We start from the raw sequence: 12,768 nt of genomic DNA on the forward strand, positions 1-12,768 counted from the left end.
CGGCACGAACGACCTGTTCCACGACGAGGACCTCGCCTACGCCGAAAGCTTGACGGCGGCCGGGGTGCCGTGCGAGGTCGAGGTCGTGCCGGGCGCGTTTCACGGATTCGACGGCGCGGTGCCGAAAGCTTCTGTGTCACAGGCCTTCTTCGCCAGCCAGGTGGCCTGGTTGCGGCAAAACCTCACGCCTTCAGGAAGCCGAGCAGGCCGGCGTTGATGACGTCGGCGTGGGTGGTGGGCATGTGGAAAAACTTTCGTCCACCTGGGCCCCGGCGTCGCCGATGCTGGCCTCCATCTGCGCTACCTGCGAGCACCCATCAGCTGCGCTCGTACACGACACGGCCCTCGACGACTGTGGCGGCGACCAGGCTCGCGTCGAGCTCGCGCAGCACGTGGTCCGGCGCTCCGGCAAGGACACACAGGTCGGCGGGCTCGCCGGGGCTGACCGACCGCGGAAGCGTCGGATGTTCTGGCGCGCCGAGGAACGACGTCAGCGCCGTGCGCGCCGCGATCCGCTCCTGCGCACCGATGACGGTGCCCGACGCCGTCGTCCGGTGCACTGCGGCCCGCATGGCCGCCCACGGGTCGGCGTCGCCGAACGGGAAGTCCGTCGACAGCGCGACCGGGATCCCCGCCGCGATCAGCGACGCCACGCGCCACAGCTGGTGAAGCTCGTCCTGCGGAACGTCGACGAGGTACTGGTCGCCCCGTTCGGCCACGAAGTTCGGTTGGGTGACAACGGCCAGTCCGAGTTCGGCGAGGTCGGCCAGGCAGTCGTCCGGTACGACGGCGGCGTGCTCGATGCGGTCCCCCGGGCGGGATCCCGCCGCACGCAGCGCGGCGATGGCGACGACGAGTTGCGCCGCCGTGACGCAGTGCAGGGCGACGACGGCACCCGCCGCATGGCGGGCGACGACCCATGAGGTCAGCCCGTCGAGGTCCAGGTCGTCGTCGTGCAGAATGCGCTTGCCGGGTGCCAGGCAGTGCACCCGTTGCAGGAGCTCGCCGTGGCGATGTGACTCGGCGAATCGCACGACGTCGTTCACCCCGAGATCGGGTGTCGCATCGGTCATTCCGGTGACGCCGTAGGACGCAAGCCTGAGGCTGACGTCGGCGAGTCCGGTTTCCCGTCGGGCCAGGGCGCCAGACCAACTCGGGTCGGCGCTGCGCAGCCGGCCGTCCGGGTGATCGGGGAGACCGACGCGGGCCAGGCCCGCAGAGTTCAGGGTCCACAGGATTCCGCTGCGGTGCTGCACGCGCACCGGCACCGGCGGTGAAACCTCGTCGAGCGCCACGCGGTCCAACTCCCCCGCGACCGCCTCGTGGTAGCCAACGGCGCGAATCCAGCCGTCCTCGCCGACGTGTGCGGTGGCCAGCGCGGCCCGAAGACCGTTTCGGTCGCGTACTTCCCGAGGTCCGACACTCACCGACGTCGTGGCTGCCGCCGCGGAGTGCACGTGCACGTGGTGGTCGTGCAGTCCAGGGATGACGGTGCACCCGGACGCGTCGAACACCGGCTCTCCTCGTGCCGGCGTCAGGTCCTGCGCAACCTCGACGACTTGGTGGTCGGTCCTGATGTCGGCGACGGTGCCGTCGAGCAGGTGCGCACGCTGGATCAGCACGAGGTCAATCTCCGTTCGGCGATCAGCCGCTCGACGCGTTGGTTGTCAGCGCCGAGGTCCGCAGCCCGGGTTTGCGGACCCGGTTTCCTAGCAACCATTGCAGGACAGCTACTTTCGCTAGGCACTTCGGGCAGGGAGGCGTAGGTGGCGGCGACCGCCGCCATGGCCACGTCGACGACCTCGCCACCGCCGTGGGACAGCGACTCGGCGACACCCAGCGCGGCGTGCAGTCCGGTGAGCGGATCGGCGATCGCGTCGCCGCAGAACACCGGACCCTCGGGGCTGTCGCCCACCAGCCCGCCCGACACCGCGGCGTCGTCACCGAACGCCGTCCGGTTGGCGCGTTCACCGTCGCTGCCGTGGCCGGTGATACGCACCCAGACGCGCCCGTCTCGGGCGGCGACGTCGTCTGGGCCGAGGCCGCGATGCTGCAACGCCGACGGCCGTGACGACTCGACGACGACGTCCGCCGCCTCCAGCAGGGCGCGCAGCCGACTACTGTCTTCGAAGTCAGCTGCATAACAGAGCTTTCCGGCGTTCATCCAGTTGAAGAAGGCGGACGAGCCGGCTCGGGTGCCGTCAGGTCTGGCCGTGGTCTCGACCTTCACGACGGTGGCGCCCGCCCGTCGAAGCAACTGCCCGCACAGGGGTCCCGCCCACATCGACGACAGGTCGACGACCAGCAGATCAGACGGTTCGCGCAGCGCAGCGGCGGGGCCGATGCGACGCACTGCGGGAGCAGCGGGGACGGTCTCCCCCCGAGCGCCCGCGGGCAGGCCGAGCAGCCTGGCACGTTCGACGACGTCGGCGGCAGTCCGGCCAATGCCCAGGCTTCTACGATGGGCCACGGATCGCCCTGTTGCTCAGCCGATTCGACCAGTGCGGAGACCGCATCGACGTCGTCGGGCCGGGACAGCGTCAACGCACACCACCCGTCACGCGCGGCGACGAGCCGGGTCGCTCCGCCAGCGGAGATCCGGCCCCGCCGCGACAGCCCGAGCAGGGCCGCGCGACCGGCGAGCAGTTCGGCGGCGTTCACCTGGACCCCGAGATGGCGGTGTAGATCGGCGGCCGTCGACCGCGCGGCGGCGAGGACCCCGGCGCGCGAGAAGTCTGGGAAACCCGACGGAAGCCCGGTGAGGTGAGCCAGTCCGCTTGCTCCCCAGTCCCGCTGCGCCCCGTCCACGGTGCCCATTGTCCCCGTACCTAGAACAGCAGGGCGCCGAATCTCCAGTCCAGTACCTGCCGGTCGGGCTCACCGACGGCATGGACGACGGACCGCAGCGCCAGGATCCCGCCGCGCCCACCGGGCAGTGGCGTCGCCTCGTCGACGTGGAGGTCGCTGTAGAGCGTGTCCCCCTCGTGCACGGGGCCGGTGTGGTCGCAGGATTGCCAGCCGAGCACGGTGACGAGGTTCGGCAGCGCACGGGTCGCCTGCGCCAGCGCCAGCCCGATGGTGTGTCCGCCGTACACCAGTCGTTGCCCGCCGACGCGGAAGTCATGGTGCGTCGCAGCGACGTTGAGGGTCAGTCGGGCGAGCTCCGGTGCACCGGTGACCACGTCGGCGGTACTACGCGTGACGGTGCCTGCGATCGCCGGGTCGAAGTGTGGGCCGGGAACACGGGCACGGAAGGCGTCGGCATCCCAATCGCGGGTCGGATCGAATGGGCGGGGAGCGTCCGCACCGATGGCCGAGAGGTCGTCGGCGTGGCCGGTGGCGCCGACGCCCTCGCGCAGCGGAAGCATCGCGCAGCGGTGGAAGTCGAGCACCAGCCGGTCGGCTTGGTCGATGGTGGTCATCCGCAACGCGGCAAGACCGGTCGGGGCGCGCCCGGGCTTCGTCGAATTCTGTTTCAGACCAACGACTTCGGTGCGGGTGTACAGCGTATCGCCGATCAACGGGAAGCGGTGGAACCACAGCCCGCGGTAGAACAGATTGGCCTTGACGCGCTGCGTGGACAGCGTGCTCTGGCCGATTGCGACGTCGCAGACGAATGCGGGGTGTGCCAGGGCGGCCGGCGCACCGGTGACGGCGTGCGTCAGCGTCTGGTCGAGCGGCAGGCGCAAGCGGTCCCCGAGGATCGACTGATGCACGGCCGCGCCGCCGGCGGTCAAGGTCATCGACGGTGCCCAGTCGAACACCTGGCCGACGTGGAGATCGTCGAAGTGTGGGCCGCCTTCGATATGGCCGGACAAAGTCACGGCTTCACATGCTGGCAGTCTGGCAATCAGCGTGTCAATATGGCCGTACATTTAGACCCCATGAATCTCAGTGGCGAAGAGACCATGCTGGTCGCGACCGTGCGCTCGTTCGTCGATCGCGACGTCAAGCCCACCGTGCGAGACGTCGAGCACGCGAACGAGTACCCCGAGGCGTGGATCGAACAGATGAAGCGCATCGGCATCTTCGGGTTGGCGGTGCCTGAAGAGTTCGGCGGCACGCCGGTGTCGACGCGGTGCTATGTGCTGGTCACCCAGGAGTTGGCGCGCGGCTGGATGAGCCTGGCGGGTGCGATGGGCGGCCACACCGTCGTCGCCAAGCTCCTGGACCTGTTCGGCACCGACGAGCAGAAGCAGCGTTACCTGCCCGCCATGGCCACCGGCGACGTCCGCGCGACCATGGCGCTCACCGAGCCGGGCGGTGGTTCGGACCTGCAGGCGATGACCACGGTTGCCCGCCCCGACGGTGACGACCTGGTGATCAACGGCGCCAAGACGTGGATCACCAATGCACGGCGCTCCGGCCTGATCGCCCTGCTGTGCAAGACCGATCCCGACGCGACGCCCAAGCACCGGGGCGTCTCGATCGTCCTCGTCGAACACGGCGACGGGCTCTCCGTGTCGCGGGATCTGCCCAAGCTCGGCTACAAGGGCATCGAGTCGTGTGAGCTTTCGTTCGCCGAGTACCGGGTGCCCGCGACGGCCATCCTCGGCGGAGCGCCCGGCAAGGGCTTTGGCCAGATGATGAAGGGCCTCGAGACCGGCCGCATCCAGGTCGCCTCGCGAGCCCTCGGGGTCGCCGCCGCGGCCCTCGAGGATGCGCTGGCTTACGCCCAGGAACGCGAGAGCTTCGGCCAGCCCATCTGGAAGCACCAGGCAGTCGGCCATTATCTCGCCGACATGGCGACCAAGCTGACCGCCGCACGCCAACTGACGTTCCACGCGGCCGACCGCTACGACTGCGGCGAGCGCGCCGACATGGAGGCGGGCATGGCCAAGCTGTTCGCCTCCGAGGCCGCCATGGAGATCGCGCTGAACGCGGTGCGGATCCACGGCGGTTACGGCTACTCCACCGAATACGACGTGGAGCGCTACTTCCGTGACGCGCCCCTTATGATCGTCGGCGAGGGCACCAACGAGATCCAGCGCAACGTGATCGCGGGGCAGCTGGTGGCTCGCGGCGGGATCTGATCATGCGGCCCGCACCGGCGTATCAGGCTCTGCGCCAGACACTTCGAGACGACATCGCCGCCGGGGCGTACCGGGACGGCGCACGGCTGCCCACCGAGTCCGAGCTCGTCGCGCAGCACGGGCTGTCACGGCAGACCGTGCGGCGGGCGTTCCAGGACCTGGTGGCCGAAGGCGTGGTGTACCGGATCCCTGGCCGTGGCACGTACGCACGCGACGGCGGACACCGATACCTCCGACAACTCGGCTCGATCGAAGACCTGATGAGCCTGTCCGACGACACCACCATGGAAGTGCTCACCGGACTCCGTCGCCGGGTCGACGTCGACGCGGCCAGCAGGATGCGACTCGACGACGACGTCGTCTACACCGTGGTGTTCCGTCGACTGCACGACGGCGTGCCCTTCGTCCTGACGCGGGTCCACCTGCCGGAGTCCGTGGCCAGGCCCGTGCTCGGACTGACCGACTTGACCGACGGCGCGGTCAGCACCAGCACCGTGATCGGCCTGACCGAGCCGCATCTCGCCCACCCGATAGCCGAAGCAGCCCAGTCGATCACGGTCTCGACGGCAGACGACGAGGTTGCCGTCGCGGTGGGCTGCGGTCGGGGTCATCCGATGCTGCGGGTCGACAGGCTTTACTCCGACGCGGCGGGCACACCCGTCGAGTTGGCCGTCAGCCACTTCCTGCCCGAGCAGTACACCTACCGCGTGACCCTGCGCCGCTCCACCTAGCCCCCACCTGCGATTTCGGCGCGCCAACGTTCGCCGGGCAACAGTTAGCGCGCCGAAATCGCTGGGTGGATGGTGTCGACGAGGCCCCAGTCGAGGGCGGTCGCGGCGTCGATCGTCCGGCCCGTCAACACCAGGTACGCCGTGCGCCAGCGGCCGATCCGTCGCGTGATGCTGACGGTTCCGCCCGCGCCGGGGAGGAGCCCCAGCGTCAACTCGGGCAGACCGAGGGTCGCATCGGGCGTGCACGTCACGTGTCCGCAGAACGCCGCCATCTCGAGTCCGCTGCCCAGTACCCGGCCGTGCACCTCGGCTCGACACGACGTGCCGAGGCGCGCGGTGATCTCGTCGAGGACCAGCGCCGGGCTGTGCCGCGTGCGGGCGAGATGCGCCGACGCCGGGTTGGCGAAGGTACCGAACTCGGCGAGATCACCTCCGCTGCAGAAGGATCGGCCGTTGCCGGAAAACACCACCTCGGTCACCGTCGGGTCGAGGCGGGCAACCTCGAGCGCATCGAGCAGTGCGGCGCGCGCGTCGGTCGAGAAGGCGTTGTGACGCTGCGGCCGGTTGAACCGCACGTAGAGCATGTCCCCTTCGCGCTGGGCCACGACCGGGTCGAGAAGTTCGGGCACGGTGGCCGGACCACGCTCGGCAAGCCACCGGGCGAACTCGGGTCCGGACTGCAGCGTCGAGTAGGCCAGGGATTCGGTGATGATCCCCGCGAAGGTAGACGCCGCCGGGTCGAACGCGCGCAGCACGTCACCGCACACCGCCGCGGCGATCGGCCAGCGAGAGCAACGCTCGCGGAGCTCGTCGACGGTGTCGGAGGCCGACGCCACCGCGATCGTCCGTCCGTCGGCAGTCGGCTCCTCGACCAGCGTGAAAGTCGCTTCCGCCAGCTCACTTTCGCTACCGGCACCGACGCCGACGGTCACGCCGTCGCAGAGCGCGACGCGCTTCACGAGTACTTCTTGATCAGCTCCTGCTTGTACAGCTTGCCCGTGTCGGTGCGTGGCAACTGCGCCTCGAACGATATCGATCGTGGACACTTGTAGTGCGCCAAGCGCTCCCGCAACCACGTCATCAGCTCGTCGCCGAACGCGTCGGTGTCGTCCTCAGGATCGACGGTCTGCACGACCCCCTTGACGCTCTGTCCCATCTCGTCGTCCGGAATGCCGAACACCGCGGCGTCCATCACCTTGGGATGGGTGACGAGCATGTTCTCCGCTTCCTGCGGATAGATGTTGACGCCGCCGGAGATGATCATGTGGTGCCGTCGATCGGTGAGGTAGAGGTAGCCCTCCTCGTCGACGTAGCCGATGTCGCCCACCGTCATCCACCCCTTGGCACTTCGGGATGAGGCGGTCTTCTCGGGATCGTTGAGGTACTCGAAGGTGTTGCCGCCTTCGAAGTAGATCTCCCCGGCCTTGCCTGCGGGCGCTTCGTTGCCGTCCTCGTCGAGGATGTGCAAGCCACCCGTCATCGGCCTACCGACTGAACCCGGGTGCGTCAGCCACTCCTCGGCCGAAATGAGCGTCGAGCCGTGAGCCTCGGAGGAGGCGTAGTACTCGTCAACGATCGGCCCCCACCAGTCGATCATCTGCTTCTTGATTTCGACGGGGCACGGAGCCGCCGCGTGGATCACCCGCTCGAGACTCGACACGTCGTACGAATTGCGCACGTCTTCAGGCAGTTTCAGCATTCGGGTGAACATGGCTGGGACGAACTGGCCGTGGGTGACGCGGTGCTGCGCAATCGCGTCGAGGCAGCCCTCGGCGTCGAACTTCTCCAGGACGACGGTCGTCACGCCGGCGGCCTGCACGCTCATCGACCAGACCGACGGCGCGGTGTGGTAGAGCGGGGCAGGGCTCAGATAGACCGCGCCGGGGTGCATCCAGACCCCCACCAGCGCCGACATCATGCCGGGCGCCTCGGCGGGTGAGACGTGTTGCAGTGCCCTCTTGATGCCCTTCGGGCGTCCGGTGGTACCCGACGAGTACTGCAACAGATCACCCTCCCACTCGTCGTCAATGGGCGTATCAGGTTGAACGGCAACGCATTCCGGGTAGCGATCCCAGCCTTCGAGGTCGTCGTCGGCGATCAGCAGCACGTCGGGTAGGCCATTGGGGAGGTGCTCGCCGAGGTTCTCGCACACCTTGCGCAGCGCCGCGGAGCCAATGATCGCCTTCGCACTGCTGTTGTCGATGATGTAGGCCGCTTCGGCCGCGGTCAGGTGCGTGTTGATGGGAACGTAGTACAGCCCGCTGCGGCGGGCGGCCCACATGACGGCGTGCATGTGCTCGTTGTTCTCCATGACGATCGCCACTGCGTCACCCTCGGCCAGTCCGGCCGACCGGAACAGATGCGCCAACTGGTTCGCCCTGGCCTCCAACTCGCCAAACGTGACCACCGTGCCAGACGGATGCATGATGATGGCCGGCTTGTCGGGGGTCGCTACGGCGGTGTCGCGAATCTGCATGCGCTGACTTTACGATGCCGGAAGTTGACGAGTGTCAAGTAGTGCTCTTGCGGCGCTCTTGCGACGGCGAAATTGATCTTGTGGCGGAGTAGATCGCCATACCATGACATCGCCGGGGAATTCCGGACGTGCGGGGGTGCTCCATGGACGCGGTGACGGATGACATGGCCACGCCTTCGGGCGTCATCACGTTTCTGTTCACCGACATCGAGCGGTCGACGCGGCGGTGGGAGGCCGACGCCAATGCGACGGCGGCTGCCCTGGAGACCCACGACGAGGTGATGCGTGGCGCTGTCACCATGGGCGTCGCGACCGGTGAAGCCGAGCAGCGCGGCGGCGACTACTTCGGCGCCGTACTCAACCGCGCTGCCAGGGTGATGTCCGCCGGACATGGCGGCCAGATCCTGCTCGACGGCCAAACCGCCGGGCTGGTGAACGAACTCGACCTCATCGTCCTCGGTACGCGGCGGCTTCGCGATCTGGCACAACCGGTCGACGTCTTTCAGGTCGACGCCCCTGGTCTGCGCGCGGAGTTTCCCGGGGCTGAACACACTGGATGCGAACGCCGGGAATCTGCGGGCACCCACAACGAGTTTGGTGGGGCGGTCATCGGAGCTCATCGAGGTCCAGGAGGCGCTGAAGGCGCATCGGTTGGTCACGCTGACCGGCGTCGGCGGGGTCGGTAAGGCACGGCTCGCGCTGGAGGTCGCCGCGCTCTCGGCGGACGGCTTCGCGGACGGGGTCTGGGTGATCGAACTCGCGCCGGTCGGCGCACCGGAATCGGTGCCAGACGCGGTGGCGGCCGTGCTCGGCGTTACTCAGCAGCAGGGCATGACTTTGGCGGACAGCCTGGCCGCCGCCTTGGAGGGCCGCTCGCGACTGCTTGTGTTCGACAACTGCGAGCACGTGCTCGATGCCGCCGCCGACCTGATCGAGGTGATCCTCGGCCGGTCGTCGACGGTGCGCGTGCTCGCCACCAGCCGCGAGGGATTGCGCGTCAGCGACGAACAACTGTGGCCGGTGCCGTCGCTCGCCATCGGGCTCAACTCGGCGGCCACGACCCTGTTCCTCGACCGCGCGCACGCGGTGGCGCCACATGTTTCGCTCGCGGATGCCTGCGATGAGCACGCGGTCGCCGAGATCGGTCGCCGCTTGGACGGCATCCCCCTGGCGATCGAGTTGGCCGCGTCCCGAATGCAGTCGATGACGGTCATCGAGGTGCGCGACCGACTCGACGACCGCTTTCGGCTATTGGTCGGATCGCGGCGGGGACTGGAGCGTCACCAGACGCTGCGCCATGCGGTGCAGTGGTCGTACGACCTGCTCGACGATGCCGAAGCGACACTCCTCGTGAGATGTTCGGTCTTCGCCGGCGGGTTCGACATCGATGGCGCAGGAGCCGTCGCCGATTCCGACGACGAATACGCCACTCTCGATCTTCTCGACGCTCTGGTGCGCAAGTCGTTGTTGGTGGCCGATCAGTCCGCGCACCGGACGCGGTACTCGATGCTGGAGACGATTCGGCAATTCGCCGAGGAGCAACTCGCGGCTAGCGGCCGGGCCGACGACGTCCGCGCCAGTCACGCCCACTATTTCGCCGAGTTCGAGGCCGAGGTGTTGGCACTATGGGACGGCCCCCGCCAACGCATGGCCTACGCGTGGTTGGACCTCGAGTTGGCGAACTTACGGGCTGCGTTCCGGTGGGCCGCCGACCACGATGACCTAGATGCCGCAGCGAGCGTCGCGCACTTTGCCGGGTTCGTCGGATTCTGGGGCGAGCAGCACGAGCCCATCCGGTGGGCCGAGGAACTCATCGAACCCGCGGCCGCGGTGCAGCACCGGCGCTTGGCTCAGCTCTATGCCCTTGCGACGCTGTGCTTCGCGGCTGGGCGGATCGACGATTCGATAAGGTACGCCGAGGCCGGTCAGGCAGCTGTCAGGAGCGGGCGCTTCGACGACGTACGCAAGGAATCCGAAGCAGCGGTGGGCAGCTGCTATGCCATGACAGGGGAGGCCGGGCGCTGGGTTGAGTGGTGCCGAGACGTCATCGCGCGCCGTCCGGAAACCTACGTTCACGCACAAGCAATCTTGGCACTCGCGCTGAAGATGGCCGGCGCCGACGACGAAGCAACCGCGGCAACGGAAGAGCTTCTCGCCGTCGCCGACACCATCGACAATCCCAACCTGGCCGCGTGGGCCCTGTTCGCATACGGCACCACCCACCGCGAGGTTGCTCCCGCCGCGGCGTATGACGCTCTGCGCCGGGGTTTGACCATCGCGCAGGACAGCGGCAGCGGGCAGACGGCGTCGAGCATCGCGTCGATGCTGTCGCCGCTTGCTATTACCAACGGTGAACCCCCGGCCGCCGTCGTCTGCGGATTCGCGGTGAACCCGTTCACCCAGTCATCACTCCCCGAGATCGTGTCGACCGTCGCGCATCTGCGGGAACTACTCGGCGATTCCAGCTACGAATCGCTCGCTCGCACAGGGCAAAACATGACCACGGCTGTCATGGTCAGGTACACCTACGAACAGATCGATCGCATCCGCGCCGAGCTCTAGTCCGCCTCGGCCAAGCGGGTCTTGAGCGCGTCGAACTCGTCCTTGATGCCGGTCGGTAACTTCTCGCCGACGAACTCGAACCACTCCTCGATCAGAGGTAGCTCCTTGCGCCACTCCTCGGCGTTGACCGCGAGCGCCTCGTCGACGTCGGCGGCGTCCACGTTCAGACCGTCGAGGTCCAGATCGGCGGCCGTCGGCACGATGCCGATCGGGGTCGACTTGCCCTCGGCCTGGTGCTCGATGCGCTCGATCGCCCACTTCAGCACGCGACTGTTCTCGCCGAAGCCCGGCCACAGGAAGCGACCGTTGTCGCCGCGCCGGAACCAGTTCACGAAGAACACCGCGGGCATCTTGGACTCATCGGCGTTCTTGCCGACGTCGATCCAGTGCTGCATGTAGTCGCCGACGTTGTAGCCCATGAACGGCAGCATCGCCATCGGGTCACGGCGCACGGTGCCGACCTTGCCCTCGGCGGCGGCGGTCTGCTCGGAGCCCAGCGTGGCACCGATGAAGACACCGTGCTGCCAGTCGCGTGCCTGCGTGATCAGCGGAACGGTCGTCTTGCGGCGGCCACCGAACAGGATCGCCGAGATCGGCACGCCCTGCGGGTCGTCCCACTCGGGGGCCAACGTCGGGCACTGCGAGATCGGGGTGCAGTAACGCGAGTTCGGATGTGCCGCTTTGGTTTCCGTCTCACGCAGGATCCAGTCGTTGCCCTTCCAGTCGATCAGATGGTCGGGCTCGCCCTCCAGACCCTCCCACCACACGTCGCCGTCGTCTGTCTTGGCGACGTTGGTGAAGACGGTGTTGCCCGCGGCGATGGTCTTCATCGCGTTCGGGTTGGAATCCCAGTTGGTGCCCGGCGCGACGCCGAAGAAGCCGAACTCGGGGTTGACTGCGTAGAGCCTGCCGTCCTTGCCGAAACGCATCCACGCGATGTCGTCGCCGACGGTCTCGGCGCGCCAGCCGGGGATGGTGGGCTGCAGCATCGCGAGGTTGGTCTTGCCACACGCGGACGGAAACGCGGCGGCGATGAAGTACGCCTTGTTCTCCGGCGAGATCAGCTTGAGGATCAGCATGTGCTCGGCGAGCCAGCCCTCGTCGTGGGCCATCGCCGACGCGATGCGCAGCGAGTAGCACTTCTTGCCGAGCAGCGCGTTGCCGCCGTACCCGGACCCGTAGCTCCAGATTTCGCGGGTCTCGGGGAAGTGGGTGATGTACTTGGTGTCGTTGCAGGGCCACGGCACGTCCGCCTGGCCCTCCTCCAACGGAGCGCCGATCGAGTGCAGAGCCTTGACGAAGAACCCGTCGTCGCCGATCTTGTCGAGTGCGGCCTTGCCCATCCGGGTCATCGTGCGCATCGAGACCACGACGTACTCCGAGTCGGTGATCTCGACGCCGAGCTTGGGGTCCTCCGCACCGAGCGGTCCCATGCAGAACGGCACCACCCACAGGGTCCGACCGCGCATCGATCCGCGGTACAGGCCGGTCATCAGCTCCCGCATCTCGGCGGGATCCATCCAGTTGTTGGTCGGGCCCGCGTCGATCTCGCGCGCCGAACAGATGAAGGTCCGCGACTCCACGCGCGCCACGTCGGACGGATTCGACAGCGCGAGGTAGGAATTCGGCTGCTTCTTGTCGTTCAGTTTCTGGAAGGTGCCCACCTCGACGAGCTGCGCGCACAGGCGCTCGTACTCTTCATCGGAACCGTCGGCGAACATCACGCGGTCGGGCTGAGTCAGCTCGGCAACCTCGCGAACCCAGGCGAGCAGCCCCTCGTGTTTGGTCGGCGCGCTGTCCAGACCGGGAATGGTCGCTGAGGTCATCAAAATCTCCTGCTGGCGGTCTCGGTTATACCTGGGTTGAGGTTAACGTGGGTGACTTACCCGCGGTAATTCGGGAGTATGTCCGTTCTCTCACAGGAACGATTCAGAATGGCGTTTCCCGCCAAATTGGCCGCCGATCA

10 protein-coding genes and 1 pseudogene are annotated in these 12,768 nt (G+C 67.7%); 5 read left to right on the forward strand and 6 right to left on the reverse strand.

Annotation, left to right across the window (positions count from 1 at the left end; all coding sequences use genetic code 11):
- The coding region (locus tag VET27_RS13545; RefSeq protein WP_526518874.1) for an alpha/beta hydrolase at positions 1–217 on the forward strand (217 nt) is incomplete at its 5' end.
- A 100-nt stretch (positions 218–317) separates the two neighbouring features.
- On the opposite strand, the gene VET27_RS13550 is transcribed toward VET27_RS13545, so the two are convergent.
- From VET27_RS13550 to VET27_RS13560, 3 genes and pseudogenes are all read right to left on the reverse strand, one after another.
- A complete protein-coding gene (locus tag VET27_RS13550; RefSeq protein ID WP_526518876.1) occupies positions 318–1,622 on the reverse strand; it encodes an amidohydrolase family protein in 1,305 nt (434 codons plus the stop codon).
- Positions 1,616–2,817 (reverse strand): annotated as a pseudogene (locus VET27_RS13555) (CoA transferase). The gene VET27_RS13550 and the pseudogene VET27_RS13555 overlap by 7 nt, the downstream one beginning before the upstream one ends.
- Positions 2,818–2,828: 11 nt before the next feature.
- Positions 2,829–3,743, reverse strand: a complete 915-nt coding sequence (locus VET27_RS13560) for a hotdog family protein (protein ID WP_526519021.1) — start codon at positions 3,741–3,743, stop codon at positions 2,829–2,831.
- A 141-nt stretch (positions 3,744–3,884) separates the two neighbouring features.
- Between VET27_RS13560 and VET27_RS13565 the strand changes: the two genes are divergently transcribed.
- Together VET27_RS13565 and VET27_RS13570 are read left to right on the forward strand one after the other, a co-directional pair.
- On the forward strand, positions 3,885–5,033 hold the full coding sequence (locus VET27_RS13565; protein ID WP_526518878.1) for an acyl-CoA dehydrogenase family protein: 1,149 nt from the start codon (positions 3,885–3,887) through the stop codon (positions 5,031–5,033).
- 2 nt (positions 5,034–5,035) lie between these two features.
- On the forward strand, positions 5,036–5,764 hold the full coding sequence (locus VET27_RS13570) for a GntR family transcriptional regulator (RefSeq protein ID WP_526518880.1): 729 nt from the start codon (positions 5,036–5,038) through the stop codon (positions 5,762–5,764).
- 44 nt (positions 5,765–5,808) lie between these two features.
- On the opposite strand, the gene VET27_RS13575 is transcribed toward VET27_RS13570, so the two are convergent.
- Together VET27_RS13575 and fadD4 are read right to left on the reverse strand one after the other, a co-directional pair.
- The gene (locus tag VET27_RS13575) at positions 5,809–6,696 is read right to left on the reverse strand and encodes an enoyl-CoA hydratase/isomerase family protein (protein ID WP_526519023.1); all 888 of its coding nucleotides are present in this window, start codon (positions 6,694–6,696) and stop codon (positions 5,809–5,811) included.
- A 23-nt stretch (positions 6,697–6,719) separates the two neighbouring features.
- Positions 6,720–8,240, reverse strand: a complete 1,521-nt coding sequence (fadD4, locus tag VET27_RS13580) for a fatty-acid--CoA ligase FadD4 (RefSeq protein WP_526518882.1) — start codon at positions 8,238–8,240, stop codon at positions 6,720–6,722.
- 164 nt (positions 8,241–8,404) lie between these two features.
- Between fadD4 and VET27_RS13585 the strand changes: the two genes are divergently transcribed.
- Together VET27_RS13585 and VET27_RS13590 are read left to right on the forward strand one after the other, a co-directional pair.
- The gene (locus VET27_RS13585) at positions 8,405–8,926 is read left to right on the forward strand and encodes a nucleotidyl cyclase domain-containing protein (protein WP_526518884.1); all 522 of its coding nucleotides are present in this window, start codon (positions 8,405–8,407) and stop codon (positions 8,924–8,926) included.
- Complete coding sequence (locus tag VET27_RS13590) at positions 8,838–10,802, forward strand: ATP-binding protein (RefSeq protein ID WP_526518886.1); 1,965 nt, start codon at positions 8,838–8,840, stop codon at positions 10,800–10,802. The genes VET27_RS13585 and VET27_RS13590 overlap by 89 nt, the downstream gene beginning before the upstream one ends.
- On the opposite strand, the gene VET27_RS13595 is transcribed toward VET27_RS13590, so the two are convergent.
- Positions 10,799–12,628 carry a phosphoenolpyruvate carboxykinase (GTP) gene (locus tag VET27_RS13595; RefSeq protein WP_526518888.1) on the reverse strand — a complete coding sequence of 610 codons (1,830 nt, stop codon included), beginning with the start codon at positions 12,626–12,628 and terminating at the stop codon, positions 10,799–10,801. The two genes, VET27_RS13590 and VET27_RS13595, sit on opposite strands and share 4 nt — an antisense overlap.
- Between the last annotated feature and the right edge of the window lie 140 nt (positions 12,629–12,768).

The organism is Mycobacterium sp. (assembly GCF_035633495.1).
Lineage (GTDB): Bacteria > Actinomycetota > Actinomycetes > Mycobacteriales > Mycobacteriaceae > Mycobacterium.